Raw genomic sequence first — 20626 nt, forward strand, 5'->3', positions numbered from 1 at the left:
CGTCGCGAGGCTATCTCGCGGCGGCGGTGTCCTCCGGTGACTCGGGGGCGGGCGCCACGGGGGCCTGGGGCGCGCTCTGCGTCCGGGCCCAGTCGGCCGCGCTGCGACCGCTGGCGTCCTTGAGCTCCTCGGACGCGCCCTTCTGTCGGAGCGCGTCCACCACCTCCTGCCGACCGAAGAGCGAGGCGAACATCAGCGCCGTCTGGCCCAGGCTGTTGGCCTGGTCCACGGCGCACGGCTGCGCGTTGAGCAGCGCGACGATGTCCGCATGGCCCTTGAACGCCGCGCCCATCAACGCGGTGTTGCCGCGCTGGTCCCCGGCGCACGCGTCCACCCCGGCCGAGAGCAGCACGCGCACGGTGTCCAGGTGCCCGTGGTAGGCGGCGAGGATGAGCGGCGTGAAGCCGCGCTCGTCCCGGGCCTCCGCGGAAGCGCCCGCCTTCACCAGGCCCGCGACGACCTCCGTGTCACCGACCCGCGCTGCGGCGAGCAGGTAGCGCTCCGCCTCGTTCGCGGCGAGCAGCCGTCCCTGGGGCACGGGCTCGGCCTTCAGTGAGTACCACGCGGCCGTCACCACCCCGCACACCAACACCAGCAGACCGAGGGCTCCGAGGAGCAGCTTGCGGAACATGTCCATCCTCCAGGCGGACGAGAGGGGAGGGGCCCGCGCCGGTGCGCAGGCACGGGCCCCGGTGCTTCACTCAGGAGCGCTTCAGCGGGTGGCGAGCGGCGCCACGGCGGCGCGGGCGTCATCCACCTTCACGTTCACCGCCTTGGCCAACCTGGTGCCGAACTCCTCGTTGGCGACGAAGAAGTGGCCCACCATGCGCGCCTTCACGCGGGCGTCACGCACCTGGCCCAGGTCCCCGGCCAGGTTCTTCACCAGTCGCTCACGGGCCGCCGGGTCCAACGCCACGTAGAACGCGCCCGCCTGCGAGAAGTTGTCCGTCTTCTCGATGGGCTGCTGCTGGGAGGTGCCGGACAGGGGCAGCCGCGAGAACAGGTGCTGGGGGGCCTCCTGCGACTCGCGGGCGATGCTCGGCTCGTAGTTCACGTCCGACTTCGTGTTCGCCACGTTCATGGCGCCGGCCTGGTTGTTGTTGTTCACCGAGGCGCGCGCGCGGTTGACGGGCAGCGACTGGTAGTTGGCGCCCACGCGGTAGCGCTGCGTGTCCGCGTAGGAGAAGAGCCGGCCCTGCAGCAGGCGGTCCTCGGACGGCTCGATGCCGGAGGGCTGCACGCCGGGGGAGAACGCCGACTGCTCGGTCTCCTCGAAGAAGTTGTCCGGCAGCTTGTTGAGCGTGAACCTGCCCAGCTTGACGGAGGGCGCCTTGTCCTCGGGCCAGACCTTCGTCGGGTCCAGCGGGTTGAACGCGAAGCTGTCCAGGTCCTTCGGGTCCAGCACCTGCGCCGACAGCTCCCACGAGGGGAACTTCCCCGCGCCGATGGACGCGTACAGGTCCGTGGTGGCGTTCTGGTGGTCCTCGCCGGCGATGCGCGCGGCCTCCTCGTTGGTGAGGCTCTTGACGCCCTGCTGCGAGGCCCAGTTGAACTTCACGTACTTGTACTCGCCCTTGGCGTTGACGAACTTGAACGCGTGCACGCCGTGCCCGTTCATCTGCCGGTAGTTCGCCGGGATGCCGATGTCCGAGTAGAGCTGCGTCAGCATGTGCGTCGACTCGGGGATGTGGGAGAAGAAGTCGAAGAAGCGGTTCGGGTCCTGCTTGTTGGTGACGGGCGACGGCTTGAGCGAGTGCACCATGTCCGGGAACTTGATGGCGTCGCGGATGAAGAAGACCGGCAGGTTGTTGCCCACCAGGTCCCAGTTGCCGTCGTCCGTGTAGAACTTGAGCGCGAAGCCGCGAGGGTCTCTCAGCGTCTCCGGCGAGCCGGACGGGTGGATGACGGTGGAGAAGCGCACGAACATCGGCGTCTTCTTCCCCTTGTTGGCGAACAGGGACGCGCGCGTCAGGTGGGAGAAGTTGCCGTAGCTCTCGAAGACGCCGTACGCACCCGCGCCGCGCGCATGCACCACGCGCTCGGGGATCCGCTCGCGGTCGAACCGCGCCAGCTTCTCGATGAGGTGGAAGTCCTCCAGCAGGATTCCGCCGCGCGGACCCGCCGTCTTGGAGCTCTGGTTGGTGCCCACGGCGGCACCCGTATCCGTGGTGAGCGGCGGCGGATTGGCCGCGAGCGCGGGACCACTCAGCAGTACGGCGGACAGCAGCAGCGAACGCGTCTTCATGCGGAAACTCCTCTCGGGGGATGAGGCGGAGCCGCTCCAAAGCACGCACCGTGCCGTCTCTTGGAATCCAATAATTCCGAGCGCTTGAAGGTGGTTGGAAGGCCAGGCTCACCGGTATTTCGGTGGCGGCACCGCTCCCTCGGTGGGGTGGGCGCTGTTATTTCGGTGTCGGGGTTGGCCAACCGATAATGCGGTGCGGCAGCGCCATCCCGGTATGCTTCAGCGCTTCCTGTAGGCGTTCGGGCGGGTAAGGTGCGCCCATGCCAGGCCCGTTCATCGACGACGCGCAGATTGCGCATGCGCGCACTCTGGCGGAGGAGATCGTCAATCCGATCTTCGACCTCATCCGCCGTAACACCACTGTATCGATTGAGCGCACCGTGTTGCGCTTCTTCGGAATCTCCGGAGCAGGCGCGCGAGGGGTGCCGCTCGCCAACCTGATGGTCGACAAGCTCAAGGCCGCGGGCGTCCTCAACCGGGGCGCCGCCTATTGGTATGGCCGCGCGCTGCACCTGGGCGCCAAGAGCCCGCTGGAGGCCGTGGAGCGGCTGACGGCGCTGCCCACCGACAAGCTGGGCCCCCTGTCCCCCGACGTCGAGCAGAACCTGCGCGACGAGGTCCGCTCGGAGGCGCGCTCCGCCTTCGAGGACATGAAGGCGCGCATCACCGCGCGCGAGGAGCTGCGCAAGCAGTTCCCCATGTCGCCGGCGCCGCACAAGTACGTCATCGTCGCCACGGGCAACATCTACGACGACGTGGACCAGGCCCGGGCCGCGGCCCAGGCGGGCGCGGACGTCATCGCCGTCATCCGCTCCACCGCGCAGTCGCTGCTCGACTACGTGCCCCACGGCGCGACGACGGAGGGCTACGGCGGCACCTACGCCACCCAGGAGAACTTCCGCATCATGCGCGAGGCCCTGGACGACGAGAGCCGCAAGCTCAAGCGCTACATCCAGCTCACCAACTACTCGTCCGGCCTGTGCATGTCGGAGATCGCCTTCTGCGCGGCCTACGAGAAGCTGGACATGCTGCTCAACGACGCGATGTACGGAATCCTCTTCCGTGACATCAACATGCGGCGCACGTTCATCGACCAGTACTTCAGCCGCCGCATCTGCGCCCTGGCCGGCATCATCATCAACACCGGCGAGGACAACTACATCACCACCGCGGACGCGTACGACGCGGCCCACACCGTCATCGCCAGCCAGTTCATCAACGAGTGCTTCGCCAAGCGCGCGGGCCTCAAGGACTGGCAGCTGGGCATCGGCCACTCGTACGAGATCGACCCGTACCGCGACGACACGCTCCTCTTGGAGCTGTCCCAGGCGATGCTGGTGCGCCGCTGCTTCCCGGACGCGCCGCTCAAGTACATGCCGCCCACCAAGCACAAGGAGACGGACATCTTCTTCAGCCACGCGTACGACGTGATGGCGGACCTGGTGGCCATCTGGACGCGGCAGGGCATCCAGCTGCTCGGCATGATGACCGAGGCCATGCACACGCCGCTGCTCGCGGACCGCTACGTGGCGCTCAAGTCCGCCAACTACATCCACCGCGCGGCGCGCGGCATCGACGAGGAGTTCACCGTCCGCGAGGACGGGAAGATCGCCAACCGGGCGCGTGAGGTGTTCGCCCAGGCGATGAAGCTGCTCCAGGAGTGCCGGGATGAGGGCATGGTGGCCGCCATCGGCAAGGGGCACTTCGGCGACGTCAAGCGCGAGGAGACCGGCGGCAAGGGTCTGGACGGCGTGCTGGAGAAGGCCCCCGATTACTTCAATCCGTTCCTGGAAATCCTGGAGGCACAATGATTGTCGGTACCATCCTGACGGTGGTGATGGCGGCGGGTGGCTCGGCGGACGCGCTGACGCAGTTCCAGGTCAAGAACGTGGCCGTGCAGGTGCCGGCCGCGTGGACGCGCTCCAACGAGGACGGGACGGCGAAGTTCACGGCGCCCAGCGGGGACGCGTACTTCCTGGTCGACGTGGGCGCGGTGCAGACGGCGGGCATGAAGGCGCAGGTCTGCGTGGACAAGATCGTCACCGGCAGCGGCGGCACGGGCTGGGAGAAGCTCAAGGTCGGCGGGCAGCCGGCGGCGCGGCGGCTGGACACGGACGCGTCGACGAACGGGGCGCTGGTGGACACCTGGACGTACGTGGGCTGTGACGGCCGCACGACGTGGTCCGTGGTCTTCCACCTGGAGCAGGGCAAGAAGGAGCGCTTCGCGCCCCTGGCGGAGAAGGTGGCCGGGAGCGTGAAGTTCCAGCGGGCGCGGGGGAAATGACGCGATGGTGAAGCCGAGCAAGCAGATCATCCGTCCCTACGGAGACAGGCGGGACGACGGCGTGGTGCAGCTGTCGTTCACGCTGCCGGTGCCCCTGTCGGAGAAGGCCAAGGAGGCCGCCGCCGTCTTCACGCGCAAGATGGGGTTCACCGACGTGAAGGTGGCCGCCGCCGAGCGCGCCGCGGACAGCTACACGTTCTTCATCGTGTACGCCCGCTCGGGCGTCACGCTGGACTACGCCGAAATCGACGTGCCCGAAGTCGTCGTGAAGAAGATGTCCTTCGACGACCTCAACGCCTTCATCAAGGAGAAGGTCGCCCGGCGCATCGTCGTGTTCGGCGCGTGCACCGGCACCGACACGCACACGGTGGGCATCGACGCCATCCTGAACATGAAGGGCTACGCGGGCGACTACGGCCTGGAGCGCTACCCCGGGTTCGAGGCGTTCAACCTGGGCAGCCAGGTGCCCAACGAGGACCTCATCAAGCGGGCCATGGCGAAGAACGCCGACGCCATCCTGGTGAGCCAGGTCGTCACCCAGCGCGACGTGCACAAGGACAACTCGCGCCAGTTCATCGAGGCGGCCAAGGCGGCGGGCATCCACGGCAAGGTGCAGCTGCTCTTGGGCGGCCCGCGCGTGGACCACAAGCTGGCGCTGGAGCTGGGCTTCGACGCGGGCTTCGGTCCGGGCACCAAGCCCTCCGACGTGGCCAACTACATCGTCCACGCGCTCCTGAAGAAGCTGGGCAAGGAGCCCCAGGACATGCACTACCAGGGAGAGCCCTCATGAGCACGGGAACCAAGGCCATCATCCGCCTGCGCATGAGCAGCCACGACGCGCACTACGGCGGCAACCTGGTGGACGGCGCGCGGATGCTCGGGCTGTTCGGCGACGTGGCCACGGAGCTGTGCATCCGGGCCGACGGCGACGAGGGCCTGTTCCGGGCGTACGACTCGGTGGAGTTCCTGGCGCCGGTGTACGCGGGGGACTTCATCGAGGCGGAGGGAGAGATCGTCAGCGCGGGCAACACGTCGCGCAAGATGCGCTTCGAGGCGCGCAAGGTCATCCGCCCGCGTCCGGATGTGAATGACTCGGCCGCGGACCTGTTGCCGGAGCCCCTCGTCGTGTGCCGTGCTTCGGGCACCTGCGTGGTTCCCAAGGACAAGCAGCGAGGTCAGCGATGAGCACTCCCATGGTCATCACCGCGGCGATGGTGGGCGCGGAGACGACGCGCGAGCAGACGCCGCACCTGCCCATCACCGCGGAGGAGATCGCCGAGGACGCGGCGCGCTGCCGCGAGGCCGGCGCGGCCATGGTGCACCTGCACGTGCGCACGCCCGACGGCAAGCCGTCCCAGGACGCGGAGCTGTTCCGGGCGGCCATCCGCGCCATCCGCAAGCGCACCGACGTGCTCATCCAGACCTCCACGGGCGGCGCGGTGGGCATGACGGTGGACCAGCGCTGCGGGCCGCTCACGCTGACGGGCGAGGACCGGCCGGACATGGCCACGCTCACCACGGGCACCGTCAACTTCGGCGAGGAGGTCTTCTGGAATCCCCGCCCGCTGGTGCGTGACATCGCCAGGCGCATCCGCGCGCTCGGGCTGCGGCCGGAGCTGGAGTGCTTCGACGTGGGCATGATCGACGAGGCGCGCTACCTGGCCAAGGAGGGCCTGGTGGATCTGCCCGCGCACTTCGACTTCGTGCTCGGGGTGCCGGGCACGCTGCAGGCGCGGCCGGAGGTGCTGGACTTCATGATCGCCTCGCTGCCGGAGGGCAGCACCTGGACGGTTGCGGGCGTGGGGCGCTTCCAGCTGGCGTTCGTGGACGAGGCCGCGAAGCGGGGCGGCAACGCGCGCGTGGGCCTGGAGGACAACATCTACGTGTCCAAGGGCGTGCTCGCGAAGGGCAACTGGGAGCTGGTGGCCGAGGCCTCCAGAAGGGCCCGGGCCCACGGCCGGGAGCCCGCGACTCCCGAGCAGGCTCGCAAGCTGCTGAGACTGAGCTGAACCCCGCCGCCGACACACTCAAGTGTGTCGGCGGTTTTCTTTCCAGAACATGTCAGCAACCTGGGCCCCTTCGCGTCGGCGTTCGCCGGACGCCGCTCGTTCGCCCGGACTCCGGCGCGTGAGGGTCCCACTCACTTCCGAGGAGTCGTACGCATGGACACGGAGCTGAAGGGGCAGGGCGTCCTGGTGACGGGCGGCGCGGGCGGCATCGGCACGGCCATCGTCCAGGCCTTCGCCGCCGAGGGCGCGAAGGTGGCGGTGCACTACTACTCCCGCGAGGCCAAGGCGCGCGAGCTTGCGGGGAAGGTGGGCGGCGCGGCGGTGGGCGCGGACCTGACGGTGGAGGCCCAGGTGGACGCGCTGGTGCCCGCGTCGGTGGCGGCGCTGGGCCGACTGGACGTGCTGGTGTGCAACGCGGGCGTGTACCCGGCCCCGGACGTGCCGGTGTGGGAGATGTCGCTGGAGCGCTGGCGCCGCACGCTGGCGGAGAACCTGGACAGTGTCTTCCTGTGCTGCCGCGCCTTCCTGCGCCACGTGAAGACGACGGGCGTAGGCAACATCGTCATCGTCAGCTCGACGGCGGGCCTGTTCGGCGAGGCGGGACACGCCGACTACGGGGCGGCCAAGGGCGCGCTGGCGAGCGGATTCCTGCGCAGCCTCAAGAACGAGCTGGGCCGCATCGCGCCGCGGGCCCGCGTCAACGTGGTGTGCCCCGGTTGGACGGAAGTGGACCGCAACCGCGACAAGCTGAAGGCGGAGGGGTTCGTGAAGCGGGTGACGCGCACCATGCCGTTGCGCAAGGTGGGCCAGCCCGAGGACGTGGCGCGCGCGGTGGTGATGCTCGCGTCGGATTTCGTCTCCGGCCACGTGACGGGTGAGGTCGTCACCGTCGCCGGAGGCATGGAAGGACGGGTGCTACATGACGACTGATGCCATCGATGTACGGAAGCACAACCGCGACGCCTGGAACCGCCAGGTGTCCCTGGGCAACCGGTGGACGGTGCCGGTGGGGCCGGAGGTCATCGCGGCGGCGCGCAAGGGCGAGTGGGGCATCCTGCTCACGCCGACGAAGATTGTTCCTCGCGAGTGGTTTGGTGAGGTCGCTGGCAAGCGCGTGCTGTGTCTGGCGGGCTCCGGTGGACAGCAGGCGCCCATCCTCGCGGCGGCGGGCGCGAAGGTGTCGGTGCTCGACAACTCGCCGGCGCAGCTGGGGCAGGACCGGCTGGTGGCCGAGCGTGAGGGACTGACGCTGCGACTGGAGGAGGGGGACATGCGCGACCTGTCCGTCTTCGAGGACGGCAGCTTCGACCTCATCTTCCACCCGTGCTCCAACGGCTTCGTGGACGACATCCAGCCGGTCTGGCGCGAGGCGTTCCGCGTGCTGCGGCCCGGTGGCGCGCTCCTGACGGGCTTCTGCAACCCGCTCATCTTCTTGCTCGATCCGGACCTGCAAGAGCAGGGCGTGATGCAGCTCAAGTACAAGATGCCGTACTCGGACTTCACCAGCCTCACGGAGGTCGAGCGGCGCCGGTACACGGACAAGCACGAGCCGCTCAGCGTGGGCCACTCCCTGGAGGATCAGATTGGCGGACAGCTCCGCGCGGGCTTCGTCCTCACCGGCTTCTTCGAGGACGGCTACGGTCCGGGCGACAAGCTCTCCGAGTACATCGATGGCTTCATCGCCACCCGCGCCGTGAAGCCTCCGCTCCCGTAACCGTTCGTCCCAGGAACGTGGAAGTTCATTGCGCCGTGGAGTCCGAGGGGACTCCCATGCGGGCTGTCCTGGATGCCCCAGGACGTCCCGCAAGGAGCGCATATGCGTACCCTCAGGAATCTCTCCTCGTTCTGTGTCGTGAGCCTCGCGCTGCTGGGCGTGGGGTGTGAGCCGTCGGCCTCGCCGGTGACGTCGCGGGAGGGCGCGGTGCTGGAAGAGAAGAAGGACCGCGCGGTGGGTGACGTGCGGCTGTACTGCGAGACGACGCAGGACGGGAGCTACTTCGAGTTGAAGGAGACGGCGACGGGGTTCGAGGGCGTGGTGGCGACGCTCGAGTACGACCCCTGGGACTGCCGCTGCATCCGGTTGAAGCGCGAGGTGGTGGGGCAGTACACGTCCTGCAACTTCGCGGCGTCGGACCCGCGCATCGCCAACTGCTGGCGTCGTGACGCCAACGGCTCGACGACGAAGGCGTTCATGTCGTCGGCGAAGATCACCCGGCAGTCGCTGGTGTTCGCCAATCCCATCGAGACGTCGGACCAGCTGCTGGAGGTCACCGTCGTGAACCAGGACCCGGGGCAGACGCCTCGGCACGACCTGTCCTTCCCTCTCAACGACTGCGTGGCGGAGCAGTAGCAGAGCAGGCGGGCAGGCCCGCTCCGGTGTGGCGCCGGGGCGGGATTTAACCTTCGTTTTCGCGTGGGGTTCTCCAAGGCAACAGGGCGCGAGCAGAGCTGGACTCGTGCTCCTCGAACCAATGGAGCGTCTCACCATGCGTCAGAATTTCCTCATGCGGTCCCTCGTCACGGCGTCGCTGTTGCTGGCCACCCCGGTGTTCGCGCAGAGCGCGGCGCCCTCGATGGAGGACAAGGCGGCGGAGTGCGGCGAGCGGCACGGCCGTCATGGCAAGCGGGGCATGAAGGGCGAGCGGAAGCTGGCCCGGATGGAGCACCGGTTGGACCGCGCCGTGGTGGATGGGCGACTCACCCAGGCGCAGGCGGACCAGTTCAAGGCCGAGGCGAAGCAGCTCCAGGAGGAGCGCAAGGCGCTGCGCGAGGCCTCCGGAGGCCAGCTCACTGAGGAGCAGCGGCAGCAGGGCCGCGAGCGCTTCCGCGCCTTCCACGAGAAGGTGAAGGCCGCGCTGAAGGCCACCGCGCCCGCGAAGACTTGAGCGGTGCATCTGCGACTGTAGCGTGTCGGGCCATACCGGGCCGCGTCGAGGTCCTGACGCGGTGGTGGAACTCGAGGTGAAAGGGGCGCCGTGAGCCTTGGCCGTGCGGATGACTCACGCGGCACGCGAGGCCTCTTTCATCATCGTTTCATCATGGCCTCGCGAGCATTCGTGATGAACCACGCCGTGGCTGAGACCCGCTCATCATCGTTTCATCACGTCACCGCGGACACGATGACGCTGCCGGGCGCGTCCCTCACACTGAAGGACCTCGACAACTTGGAGCGAGGTCTCTCATGCGCATGCTGGTGGTCGTGTCGTTCGTCTTCTTCGTCGTCGGTTGTGGGGCTCCGGCGAGGAGTGTGTCCCCGGGTGATGTGAAAGCGCGGTCACCCTCACGGGCTCGGGTCGACGACGCGGAGTTGGTGCGTGTGCAGGCGCGCGCTCGCGCCATCGTGGCCGCGGAGAACGCGGCCATCGCCGCCACGGATGCCTTCCTGGCGACGAAGGACCACGGGGTGGAACCGGCTCGGAGGCGGATGAATGTCACCGCGTCTCATGGAGGCGCCTGGTACGGGCTCTTCGGAAGCCTGGATGAGAACGAGGACTTCATCCCGGCGCTCGCCTGGAAGGCACCACTCGAAGAGCCCGCTCGGATGGAGCGCGTTCCCGTCGAGTCGCTTCCCAAGGACTTCAGTCCGCAGGCTCGTGCGGTGGCGACCGCGCAGCGCATCACGGTGGAGACCTTCGGACGGAAGAGGGTGAACCCCGTGGTGCTCGGCGAGGAATCGGGAGAACTCACCGTCTACACGCTCCAGGGAACCCGTGAGCGGGGGATGCTGTACTTCGGTGGTGACTTCCGGTTCCGCTTCTCCGCGGATGGCCGGCGCGTGGTCGAGCAGGTGAAGCTCCACACGAGCGTCCTGGAGGTCGATTCCGAGCAACTGCCAGGAGGCTCGGACAAGGGGGTCGCGCACGACCATCTGCTCTTCGAGGGACCGCTCGAGACGGAGCTGGCGCTGATGATGCTCTACCCCGGGTTGCTCGGCGTGCTGGTCGTGGTCTCCCTGGAGTCGAACACGGCCTATGTCCTGACGGGAGAGGGAGCGATCCACGTCGTCAGCGCGACCGAGGAGAAGATTGTCCGCGTCCTCAATCCGGATGGCACGCTCGAGACACCTTGATGAAGGCCGGCGCCCGTCACCCTGGGAGAAGGGGATGCCGGGCGCCACCGCCTCTCAGTCGCGCAGGCGCTCCGCCCAGGTGAAGTACGCGGCGCGCGCGTCCACGAACGGGTCGCGGAAGAGGGCGCGGACCTCGGCCTTGTCCACCTGTCCCGCGTCGAAGGCGCGGTAGAGCTTGTCGCCGAGCAGGTACCCCAGGCCGTGGCTGACGCCATGGAACAGCCGGTCCTTGCGCAGGGGCAGCAGCTTCACCGCCTCCTCGGGCGCCTCCAACTCGGCGGCCGCGTGGGCGAGCACGAACGCGGAGACCTGTCGGTCCACGCCTCGCGTCTCGCCGAAGCGCCGCACCCAGTCCGCCAGGTTCAGGCACGTGCGCCGGGGATTGACGAGCCGCGAGCCGAAGAAGCCCAGCGCCTCCTCCATGCACCGCGCGTAGAACGCCTCCGACGCCGTGCGGGGCTCCTCCATCGCGCTGCCCACCGCGCAGTGCCGTACGAAGTGCGCGGCCTCCTCCGCCGCGTGGTTCAGCGACAATGACGCCAGGTACGCCGTGCGCGCACGCGGGATGTAGCTGCTCTCCCGCGACAGGATGTGCCGACGAAGCTGCGACAGCTCCGTCTGCGTGAAGCGCCCCCGACGCTGGATGCGCGCCAGCACGTCGCCGTCCGCCACCGTGGTGACTTCCACCGACTCCAGCGCGCGACCCACCGGCACACCGGCCAGTCGCCCGATGAGCGCCGCCATCTCCCGGAACCGCTCCGACGCGCCCCGGTCCATCAACGGCGCATCTCCCGCCTCGGCTTCCAGGTAATCCAGGAAGCTCTGCTGACAGACGACAGGGGAGGCGTTGAGCAGGCACAGGGTGTCGTCGGCCAGCTCCACGGCCTCGGCCGAGCCCATCTGTCCGTCGCGGGCCAGCTTCCACCAGACGCCTTCCGCGTTCTGGTAGACGACCAGGCCCCGACGCTGGGTCTCACCCAGGGCCCGCTCCACCTGCGCGGGCAGGTGGCACGGCGCGATGTGGTACTGGCCCACCAGGACGAGGATCAACGGCCGGTCCTCGGCGCGGGCCGCGCGGGCGATGCGCTCGGCGGCGTACGCATCCCGCAGCGCGAGCGAGCGCTCACCCTGGGCCCGCCGGTCGATTCCGAGGACCTCCAGGCGGTGCTTGCGGGCGAAGGCGAGCAGGCCACGCGGCGCGCTTCCTGGGCCGAAGCCCGCACCCTCCGTGCCAGCACCCAGGCGTGCGAAGAGGGAGCGCTCCGACAGGCGCCCCGAACCCCACGCATCGATGGAGGCCTGGTGACGCCCCTCGATGCACTCGAGGGCGAGCACGACGCGGCGGCCCGAGGACAGGGCGCGCTCCGCGAGCTCCAGGTACGTCTGCTGGGCCAGGGGCAGCGTGTGGTAGTCGCCCACGTACACCACGTCCGAGGCGCGCACGCGCTGGTGGACGTCGCTCAGAGGCAGGACGCGCCGATAGCTGGCGGTGCGCCGCCGGTAGCGGGCCTCGTAGGAGCGGAAGGCATCTGTCTGCCCGTCCACCACGCGGGCGATTTGTGCCCGCTGTCGACGGAAGAGGGCAAGGTGCAGGGCGAGCGAGTCGCGCATGGAGTGCGGCGATCCCTCGCACGGCCTCGGAGACCCGGCAAAAAATCGGCGGCGCTCGGGCCCTCGGGCCCCCCTTCCTTGACTCGGGGAGGGCCTCAATGGACCATCTGCGTCAGCTTGAAGAACACACTCGCTCGCGCGACCCTCCTCAGCCTCGTGCTCTTCCTGGCGGTGCCTGTCCGTGCCGAGGAGCCTTCTCTTCTCCACTCCGCTCCGGCACGCGCGGAGGCCAACGTGCCGCTGCGGCTCGACGGCACCCTCGTGGAGGGCGCACGCATCCTGGAGATGCAGGTGCGCTACCGGGGCCCGGGAGAGCCGTTCGCCCGCGTGCCGATGGAGCGCCAGTACGGCGACCTGTATCGCGCCGTCATCCCTCCCGAGCACATGGTGCCTCCTGGCATCGAGTACTACGTCGAGGGCCTCACCGCCGACGGCGAGCGCATCGCCATCTTCCAGTCCGCGTCGCGGCCCGCCCGCGTGCTCGTTGCCGGAGAAGCGCCCGCGTCCGCGCGCAAGCCCGGCGCGTCCGAGCCTCCTCCGCTGGCCACCGTCGACGAGCGTCCCAGCACCAGGCCGTCGACCACCAACGAGCGTCCGCGTCCGTCCTCCGCTTCTTCTGAAGAGGACGACTCGATGGCAGCGCTCACCGCGGACCTGAACGAGGGGGTTCCACCGCCGACGCCCAAGAACTCCCGGGACTCGCGCGGGTCGTCCACGCCTCCGCCGAAGGGGACGTCCGCGACGTCGCGCGATTCCTCGCGTGCGTCTCGCGATACCTCGTCGACCTCGAGAGACGCCCCCACGCGTGAATCGCAGTCGTCGCGCGAGTCACCCTCACGCGACGTGGTGACCTCGCGCGAGTCTCCCTCACGCGATGCCGTGACCGCGCGCGAGCCGGGCGTCACGCGGGATGCGACCTCGCGCGACACGTCCCGTGACACGGGCTCCTCGCGTGGCGAGCCCGCGGCCCCACAGCGCACGGAGCTGGAGGACGACCTGGCGCTCTACAGCGCCGAGGACACGCTGGCGCTGGCCACGCGTCACGAGGAGAAGGTCCGCAAGGTGCCGGCCATCGGCGCGTCCTTCAACCGCGAGCAGATCAGCGTGCTCGGCGCGCGCACGGTGGCGGACGTGCTGGACGTGGTGCCCGGCCTCACCGTGAGCCGCGACGTGCAGGGCTTCCACCGCACGGCGGTGCGCGGCCTGCGCAACGACGCGGAGGTGCTGTTCCTGCTCAACGGCCACCGGCTCAACAACTTCTTCGACGGCAAGGCGCTGATGAACCTGCCGGTGGAGAACCTGGAGCGCATCGAGGTCATCCGTGGCCCGGGCTCCGCGCTGTACGGCGCGGGCGCGTTCCTGGGCGTGGTCAACATCGTCACGGACACCTCGGACGGAGTCCGCACGGCCGTGTCCGCGGGCGGCTTCCCGGAGAAGGACGACCGGTTGGCCGTCACCGTCAACGGGCACGCCTCCGCGGGGCACACGTTCGGGGACCTGCGCCTGTTCGCGGACGTGGACGTGTGGAACCAGTCCGGCGACGCGAACATCATCGAGCACGACGGCCTGGATGACGAGTCCACCTCCCAGGGCCTGCGCTCGGTGGAGGACCCCGCCGGCAGGACGCGCGATGACCGCTTCCTGCTCAACGTGGGCGGCGGCGCGACGTACTCCATGGGCGACGCCGGGCGGCTGGCCGCCTCCGTGCGCTACCTCTCCGAGAACCGCACCGCGCTGCTGGGCCTGTTCGACGTCGTGGCCGAAGACTCCGAGCTGAAGTGGAACGTGCTCATGGCGGACGTCCACTGGGAGAAGAACATCGGCTCGTCGATCCTCCTGCGCGCGCGCGCCGGCTTCGACCAGCAGACCACCGACCGCCTCTTTCAAATCACGCCTCGCAACTTCCGCACCGGTCCGGACTCGAACCAGCTGTTCGACAACGGCCTGCGGGAGCAGACGCAGATTTCCGTGCGCTCGCTCACCGGCGGCGTGGACGCGGACATCGTCCTGTCGTCCAACAACCGCCTGTCCGTGGGCGCGGTGGTGGAGCAGCAGTCGCTGGGCGACTACACCTACGAGACGAACTACACGCTGGACGCGCGCGTGCGCCCGGGCGGCTTCACCACGCCCGAGGGCCTGGCGGACCTCCTGGAGCTGGCGGGCGGCGCGGCGTCCCGCCGGCTGACGGTGGGCGCCTTTGCGCAGGACCAGTGGACCGTCATCGCGCCGCTGACGCTCACCTTCGGCGTGCGCGTGGATGCCACGCAGCTGCCCACCGTGGGGACGAGCGGCGACATCACCGGCACCCGCTTCGTGGCGCGCGTCAACCCACGCGTGGGCCTGGTGTTCTCCGCCACGGACGCGCTGGTGCTCAAGGCCCTGTACGGCCGCGCCTTCCGCGCGCCCACGCTGCAGGAACTGGTCGAGCGCATCCCCGACACCGACTACAACCAGGGCCGCTTCGAGGGCAACCCGAGCCTGCAGCCCGCCATCGTGGACACCTTCGAGCTGGGCGCGGACCTCATCCAGTCCGCGGGCGAGGCGCGCGTGCGGCTGCGCGCCAACGCGTACCTGGAGCTGTTCTCGTCGCCCATCGTCCCGGTGGACACGTCCGGCAACATCGTCCCGCTGCGCAACCGCGAGCTGGGCGTGCGCGTGTACGGCATCGAGGGCGAGGCCCGCCTGGAGGCCTCCAAGCGCGCCAACGCCTGGTTCAACGCGAGCATCTCCCGCGCGCAGGACATGGAGCTGCCCTCGCAGTCGCGGCTGCTCACCGACACGCCGCAGGCGCGCTTCAACGCGGGCGTGTCCATGCCCATCGGCGCGTGGGTGAACTTCGACGTGGTGGTGCGCACGGGCGCCGAGCGCCGCAACAACAGCCGCTCCGTGCTGGAGCTGGTGCGCCGCTACAAGATCCCCGCCTACAGCCTGGTCACCGCGCAGATTCGCACCGAACCCATCCTGGACATCTGGGAGGTCTCGCTGGTGGCGCACAACGTCTTCGACCACGACCTTCGCGACGACGTGCCGCGGCCCGACCGCGTCACCGGGAACCTCCCGCGCGAGGGCATGTCCGGCTACCTCACCGTGAGGGCTCACTTCTGATGCCACTGCCCAAGTCCCTCGTCGCCGCGCTCGCGTGCGCCCTGGCCTCGCCCCTGGCCGGGTGCATCTCCTACAACGACTCCTGCCAGCCGCTCGTCGCGGACCCCGACGCCGTCGTCGGCTACCTGGGCCAGGACGTCCTGCTCGACAAGCCCTTCGTCTGGCACGACAACAACGCGCTGGCGCAGGCCGCCGCGGATGCGTTCCGCCACGCGGAGGACGGCTCGGCCCGGCCCGCGGTGCTGGGCGTCATCAACGGCGGCTCGCTGCGAGCGGAGGGCCTGTGCTTCACGCGCCAGGCGCTGCGCAAGGGCCCGCTCACCGACGGTGTTCTCCACGAGGTCATCCTCTTCGAGAACCTGGTGGTGTCCGTGGACCTCACCGAGACGGAGCTGGTGAAGATGATGGAGAACAGCGTGGGCAGCCTCTACCGGGAAGGGGAGCTCATCGCGTCGCCGTCCGGCGCCTTCCTGCACCTGTCCGAGGGCACCACGATGCACGTCAACTGCGCGAACCCCCGGGGCCAGCGCGTGGAGGCGCTGACGGTGAACGGGCAGAGCGTGCCCCTGCCGCCGCGTGACGACGCGAGCATCCGCTACCGCGTGGCCATGCCCAGCTTCCTGCTCGGAGGCGGCGACGGCTACGGGGAGGCGTTCGGCAACGCGGGACAGAATCCGGACCGCTTCCCGGTGCAGGCGCGGAAGCTGGGAGGAACGGACGCGAACATCACCTCGGCGTACCTGCGGGAGATGCACCCCTCACCCGAGCAGTCGCTCACCGAGAAGCCGCGAATCACGTTCTCGAACTGCGCACGACCCGCGCGGCCCGCCGGAGGTTGAGTGCCGGGGGCCGTTCGCGGGGACCTTCAGGACTTCGGCTCGTCCGGGGTCGGAGCGGCCGCCACCAGCGTGGCGGTGGCCGCGGGCGTCGCCGCCGGGCTCGCCGCGACGGCGGCGGGACGGGCAGGCGCGCTCAGCACGTCGTTGACCGACGGCATCCTCCGAATCTCGGCACGCGCCACCTTCCACGCCTGCTGGACGATCCACGACAGGGAACGGTCCTGCCGCGTGGCCTCACGCTGGATCTCCTCCAGCATGTCCTCGGGGAAGTAGAGGCTTTGCTTGCGATGGTCGGTGGTGGCCATGCCTGCGCTACTCCTCGCGCGGGTCCTGGCGCTCGTCGCCAGTCACGTCGTTGACGGCGGGGAACGACTTGATGCGCTCGCGGGCGATCTTCCACGCCTGCTGGACAACCCAGGAAAGAGAGCGGTCCTGTCGGTTCGCTTCTTCCTGAATCTCCTTCAGCATCTCCTCGGGGAAGTACAGCGACTGCTTGCGCTTGTCGGTGCCTGCCATACTTGAGTCTCCGGGGCGGATTCGAGGTGACGACCTGAACACACCGGTGCCGTTATCCGACAGACGCCCAAGAGGGTCAACGGTTTAGGACGACTCATTCCGCGCCCGTCGGCTCCCTGCTCGGACATGTTCAGTGCCGCCTGACGTATCCAGCCGGGCGCGAAAAAGGAAACGCCCCGGGCCTCGCGATGGGAGGACCGGGGCGTTTCGGAAAGAGGGACCGCCGGGAGTGGATCTCCCAGCGGACCCGTGGACCCAGAGGGGGAGGGGGGGGACCCCTAGGTCCAACACCTTGAAAAGTCGACCGTCCCCTCAACAACGCCCGGTGTCGCGCATATTTCCGCTTCCGCGACCGCGCCCATCCGGTGTGACGATCATAAGAACCGACCCCCCTGCCTTCAACCGCGCGCGCCTCTGTAACCCTGTTACCCGACATTCCATTCCGCCCCCGCAGATGTCACCCACTGGACCCGCGACGCAGTTGCTGAAGAGGACGCTGATGGACACGTATGCGCGCCTCGGACTGGAGGGCCGGTCCGTGTTGTGCGCCGTGTCCGGAGGCGCGGATTCGGTGGCCCTGCTCGTCGGCACGGCGAGCGTGCGCGAGCGGCTGCGGCTGCGAGTGGAGGTCTGCACGGTGGACCATGGCGTGCGTCCCGAATCCCGAGCGGAGGCCCGGGCCGTGGGCTCGCTCTGCGAGCAGCTGGGCGTGCCCTGTCACGTGCGGACGCTGGCCCTGGCGCGGGGCCCCGGACTCGAGGCCCGCGCGCGGCAGGCGCGCTACGAGGCCCTGGAGGCGGTGCGGCGCGAGCGGGGCCTGTCCCTGGTCGCGACGGCCCACTCGGCGAGCGACCAGGCGGAGACGCTGCTGATGCGGCTGGCGCGGGGCGCGTCGACGCGGGGCGCGGTGGGCATCCGCGAGGCTCGGGGCACGCTGGTGCGGCCGGTGCTGTCGCTGACGCGGGCCCAGCTGGTGGCCTCCTTGAAGGAGCAGGACGTCGGCTATGCGACAGATGAGATGAACGACGACCCCGCCTTCCTGCGCGTCCGGGTGCGACACGACGCGCTGCCGGCCCTGTCGCGCGCGGCGGGCTTCCCAGTGGACGCGCGGCTCGCGTCGTACGCGCGGCTGGCGGCCGAGGACGACGCGCTGCTGAGCGACCTGGCGGACGCGGCCTGGGAGCGCGTGCGGCTCGCCGACGGCGCGCTGGACGCCGTGGCGGTGCGCGCGCTGGAGGTGCCCTTGCGGCGCAGGGTGCTCGCCAGGCTGCTGGCCGCGCACGACGTGGTGGCGGACGCGGCGATGGTGGAGCGCGCGCTGCGGGCGGTGGAGCAGGGAGGCTCGGCGACGGTGGGGCGCGCGCTGCGGCTCCGGGCCACGGGCGGGCGGGTGCGCTGCGTGGCGTCGTCGGAGGTGAGGACGCCTTCGGTGCGGGCCATGGTGCTGACGGGGCAGGGGGCCTCCGGCGTCCTGGAGGGCACGGGGTGGTGCTTCAGCGTGGAGTCGCGCGAGCCACCTCCGGGCATGCACGGGCTGGCGCTGGCGCGCGATGTCCTCTGGCCGCTGACCGTGCGGACGCGCAGGCCGGGAGACCGGGTGCGCGCGGGCGAGAAACAACGCCGGCTGCAGGATGTGTTGGTGGATCTTCGGGTGCCCGCGGAGTCGAGGGATTCGCGGCCGGTGGTGCTGGACGCCGAGGGCACCGTGGTGTGGCTCCCAGGGCTGTGGACACCTCCGTCACGGGCGGAGGTTTCCGGACACTACCTGTGGGCCGCACCCGTGGGTCCGAGCAATCACCAGGACCCTTCGTTATAGAGTGGAATGAGTGTTGTCGGGGGTTGGCCGTGCCCCCTAAATAGTTGAGGGCTTTTTGCTGTTGCTGATACGGTCCGACGACTGGGAGCTCGCCTGGTGTCGGGCAAATGATTGAAAAGGCTGGGTTTCTCCCGGCACGGCCCTCACCCGCCGAGTACCGAAAGGGCAGCTGACACGTGCGTTCGACCTACAAGACCATCGGGCTCTGGGTCATCCTGATCGTCCTCTTCGTCGCCTTCTACAACTTCTTCTCCCAGGGCAACGACCAGGTCCAGGAGCCCTCCTTCACCCAGCTTCTGTCGAAGGTGGAGGAGAAGAAGGTCAAGGAAGTGGCGGTCAAGGGCAACACCTACTCCGGCAAGTTCGTGGACACGAGCGAGCGGTTCCGCACGACGGGGCCCGCGCCGGATGCGGCGATGCTCAACCAGCTCCGCAACAACGGAGTGGACGTCAAGTATGAGCGGGAGGAGCAGAACAGCCTCTGGCTGACCATCCTCGGGCAGTGGATGCCCGTCGTCTTCCTGTTCCTCTTCTTCATCTTCTTCATGCGTCAGCTGCAGGGCGGCAGTGGCAAGGCGATGACCTTCGGGAAGTCGAAGGCCAAGCTGCTCAGCGAGAGCCACAACAAGGTCACGTTCGCGGACGTGGCCGGCGTGGACGAGTGCAAGGAAGAGCTCGAGGAGATCGTCGCCTTCCTGAAGGACCCCAAGAAGTTCACCAAGCTCGGCGGCCGCATCCCCAAGGGCGTGCTGATGATGGGTCCTCCGGGCACGGGCAAGACGCTGCTGGCCCGCGCGGTCGCCGGCGAGGCGGGCGTGCCGTTCTTCTCCATCTCCGGCTCGGACTTCGTGGAGATGTTCGTGGGCGTCGGCGCCAGCCGCGTCCGTGACCTGTTCGAGCAGGGCAAGAAGAACGCCCCCTGCATCATCTTCATCGACGAAATCGACGCCGTGGGTCGTCACCGTGGCGCCGGTCTGGGCGGCGGTCACGACGAGCGTGAGCAGACGCTCAACCAGCTGCTCGTGGAGATGGACGGCTTCGAGTCCAACGACGGCGTCATCCTCATCGCCGCGACGAACCGTCCGGACGTGCTGGACCCCGCGCTGCAGCGCCCGGGTCGCTTCGACCGCCGCATCGTGGTTCCGCGGCCGGACCTGAAGGGCCGCCTGGGCGTGCTGAAGGTGCACACTCGCCGCGTGCCGCTGGCGCCGGAGGTCGACCTGGAGGTCATCGCTCGCGGTACGCCGGGCATGACGGGCGCGGACCTGGAGAACCTGGTGAACGAGTCGGCGCTGATGGCCGCGCGGCAGAACAAGGAGCGCGTGGACCTGAGCGACTTCGAGGCCGCCAAGGACAAGGTCTTCATGGGCCCCGAGCGGCGCTCGATGATCATGACCGAGAAGGAGAAGAAGAACACCGCGGTGCACGAGGCGGGGCACGCGCTGCTCGCCAAGCTGCTGCCGGGGTGCGACCCGCTCCACAAGGTCACCATCATCCCGCGTGGACAGGCGCTCGGCGTCACGTGGAGCCTGCCGACCGAGGACAAGGTCAACGGCTACAAGAAGCAGATGCTGGACCAGATCTCCATGGCCATGGGTGGCCGTATCGCCGAGGAGCTGCTCTTCAACGAGATGAGCAGCGGCGCGGCGAACGACATCGAGCGGGCGACGGAGACGGCGCGCGCCATGGTGTGCCGCTGGGGCATGAGCGAGAAGCTGGGGCCCCTGGCGTTCGGCAAGAGCGACGGTGAGGTGTTCCTGGGCCGCGACTTCAACTCGTCCAAGGACTACTCCGAGGACACGGCGCGGCAGATCGACGCCGAGGTGCGCGGCATCGTCGTCGGCTGCTACGAGAAGGGTCGCAGCCTCCTGACGGAGAACCTGGAGGCGCTCAAGCGCGTCTCCGACGCCCTGGTGGAGTACGAGACGCTCGACGCCGAGGACGTGAACATCCTCCTGCAGGGTGGCCAGCTCACCCGTGAGCGTCCGCCCCCGCGCGTGAACGCTCCGCCGAAGGCGACGGAGAAGAAGGACAAGCGGAAGATCCTCGACGCGCTCGAGGGCCTGCCGAAGATGGAGCCGAACAAGGCGTAGTTCCAGCGGCCGCCACGCGGCGCTGAACGAAGGCCCTTC

General features: G+C 69.1%; 19 protein-coding genes. 14 read left to right on the plus strand and 5 right to left on the minus strand.

The window, feature by feature from the left end:
- Nucleotides 1–10: 10 nt before the first annotated feature.
- Both K8625_RS38825 and K8625_RS38830 read right to left on the minus strand, forming a co-directional pair.
- Entirely contained in the window at nt 11–631 is a 621-nt protein-coding gene (locus tag K8625_RS38825; protein ID WP_223785548.1) for an ankyrin repeat domain-containing protein, read from the minus strand.
- A gap of 81 nt (nt 632–712) precedes the next feature.
- Nucleotides 713–2245, minus strand: a complete 1533-nt coding sequence (locus tag K8625_RS38830; RefSeq protein WP_223785549.1) for a catalase — start codon at nt 2243–2245, stop codon at nt 713–715.
- Nucleotides 2246–2505: 260 nt separating this feature from the next.
- On the opposite strand from K8625_RS38830, the gene K8625_RS38835 reads away from it, so the two are divergent.
- The 10 genes from K8625_RS38835 to K8625_RS38880 all read left to right on the plus strand — a co-directional run bounded on the left by K8625_RS38835 (nt 2506) and on the right by K8625_RS38880 (nt 10607).
- On the plus strand, nt 2506–4056 hold the full coding sequence (locus K8625_RS38835) for a lysine 5,6-aminomutase subunit alpha (protein ID WP_141324214.1): 1551 nt from the start codon (nt 2506–2508) through the stop codon (nt 4054–4056).
- Nucleotides 4053–4529 carry a hypothetical protein gene (locus K8625_RS38840; RefSeq protein WP_046714529.1) on the plus strand — a complete coding sequence of 159 codons (477 nt, stop codon included), beginning with the start codon at nt 4053–4055 and terminating at the stop codon, nt 4527–4529. Before K8625_RS38835 ends, K8625_RS38840 begins: the two co-directional genes overlap by 4 nt.
- A gap of 4 nt (nt 4530–4533) precedes the next feature.
- Nucleotides 4534–5319 (plus strand): OAM dimerization domain-containing protein, encoded by a 786-nt coding sequence (locus tag K8625_RS38845; protein ID WP_141324213.1) that lies wholly within the window; start codon nt 4534–4536, stop codon nt 5317–5319.
- Nucleotides 5316–5714 (plus strand): hotdog fold domain-containing protein, encoded by a 399-nt coding sequence (locus K8625_RS38850; RefSeq protein ID WP_223785550.1) that lies wholly within the window; start codon nt 5316–5318, stop codon nt 5712–5714. The genes K8625_RS38845 and K8625_RS38850 overlap by 4 nt, the downstream gene beginning before the upstream one ends.
- The gene (locus tag K8625_RS38855; protein ID WP_223747520.1) at nt 5711–6538 is read left to right on the plus strand and encodes a 3-keto-5-aminohexanoate cleavage protein; all 828 of its coding nucleotides are present in this window, start codon (nt 5711–5713) and stop codon (nt 6536–6538) included. Before K8625_RS38850 ends, K8625_RS38855 begins: the two co-directional genes overlap by 4 nt.
- Before the next feature lie 153 nt (nt 6539–6691).
- A complete protein-coding gene (locus tag K8625_RS38860) occupies nt 6692–7468 on the plus strand; it encodes an SDR family NAD(P)-dependent oxidoreductase (RefSeq protein ID WP_223785551.1) in 777 nt (258 codons plus the stop codon).
- Nucleotides 7458–8252, plus strand: coding sequence for a class I SAM-dependent methyltransferase (locus tag K8625_RS38865; protein ID WP_223785552.1), 795 nt, complete (start codon nt 7458–7460; stop codon nt 8250–8252). The genes K8625_RS38860 and K8625_RS38865 overlap by 11 nt, the downstream gene beginning before the upstream one ends.
- 102 nt (nt 8253–8354) lie before the next feature.
- Nucleotides 8355–8888, plus strand: a complete 534-nt coding sequence (locus tag K8625_RS38870; RefSeq protein ID WP_223747523.1) for a hypothetical protein — start codon at nt 8355–8357, stop codon at nt 8886–8888.
- 136 nt (nt 8889–9024) lie between these two features.
- Nucleotides 9025–9423, plus strand: coding sequence for a hypothetical protein (locus K8625_RS38875; protein WP_223747524.1), 399 nt, complete (start codon nt 9025–9027; stop codon nt 9421–9423).
- Between the two features lie 296 nt (nt 9424–9719).
- Nucleotides 9720–10607, plus strand: coding sequence for a hypothetical protein (locus K8625_RS38880; protein WP_223785553.1), 888 nt, complete (start codon nt 9720–9722; stop codon nt 10605–10607).
- Nucleotides 10608–10661: 54 nt separating this feature from the next.
- Here the strand turns inward: K8625_RS38880 and K8625_RS38885 are convergent, their stop codons facing one another.
- Nucleotides 10662–12218 (minus strand): ChaN family lipoprotein, encoded by a 1557-nt coding sequence (locus tag K8625_RS38885; RefSeq protein WP_223785554.1) that lies wholly within the window; start codon nt 12216–12218, stop codon nt 10662–10664.
- A 117-nt stretch (nt 12219–12335) separates the two neighbouring features.
- Here K8625_RS38885 and K8625_RS38890 point away from each other — a divergent pair, with 117 nt between their 5' ends.
- Together K8625_RS38890 and K8625_RS38895 are read left to right on the plus strand one after the other, a co-directional pair.
- Entirely contained in the window at nt 12336–15323 is a 2988-nt protein-coding gene (locus K8625_RS38890) for a TonB-dependent receptor domain-containing protein (protein ID WP_370642027.1), read from the plus strand.
- Nucleotides 15323–16162 (plus strand): 5'-nucleotidase C-terminal domain-containing protein, encoded by an 840-nt coding sequence (locus K8625_RS38895; RefSeq protein WP_046714520.1) that lies wholly within the window; start codon nt 15323–15325, stop codon nt 16160–16162. The genes K8625_RS38890 and K8625_RS38895 overlap by 1 nt, the downstream gene beginning before the upstream one ends.
- Nucleotides 16163–16188: 26 nt before the next feature.
- On the opposite strand, the gene K8625_RS38900 is transcribed toward K8625_RS38895, so the two are convergent.
- Nucleotides 16189–16467, minus strand: a complete 279-nt coding sequence (locus K8625_RS38900) for a TIGR04563 family protein (RefSeq protein ID WP_223785556.1) — start codon at nt 16465–16467, stop codon at nt 16189–16191.
- A 7-nt stretch (nt 16468–16474) separates the two neighbouring features.
- A complete protein-coding gene (locus K8625_RS38905; protein WP_015350409.1) occupies nt 16475–16678 on the minus strand; it encodes a TIGR04563 family protein in 204 nt (67 codons plus the stop codon).
- Nucleotides 16679–17177: 499 nt separating this feature from the next.
- Between K8625_RS38905 and tilS the strand changes: the two genes are divergently transcribed.
- Together tilS and ftsH are read left to right on the plus strand one after the other, a co-directional pair.
- Nucleotides 17178–18494: a tRNA lysidine(34) synthetase TilS gene (gene tilS / locus K8625_RS38910; RefSeq protein ID WP_223747529.1), complete on the plus strand. Its 1317-nt coding sequence runs from the start codon at nt 17178–17180 to the stop codon at nt 18492–18494.
- Nucleotides 18495–18670: 176 nt separating this feature from the next.
- Nucleotides 18671–20587, plus strand: a complete 1917-nt coding sequence (ftsH, locus tag K8625_RS38915) for an ATP-dependent zinc metalloprotease FtsH (RefSeq protein WP_223747530.1) — start codon at nt 18671–18673, stop codon at nt 20585–20587.
- Nucleotides 20588–20626 lie beyond the last annotated feature (39 nt).

The organism is Myxococcus sp. AS-1-15 (assembly GCF_020037055.1).
In the GTDB taxonomy this organism is placed as follows: domain Bacteria; phylum Myxococcota; class Myxococcia; order Myxococcales; family Myxococcaceae; genus Myxococcus; species Myxococcus fulvus.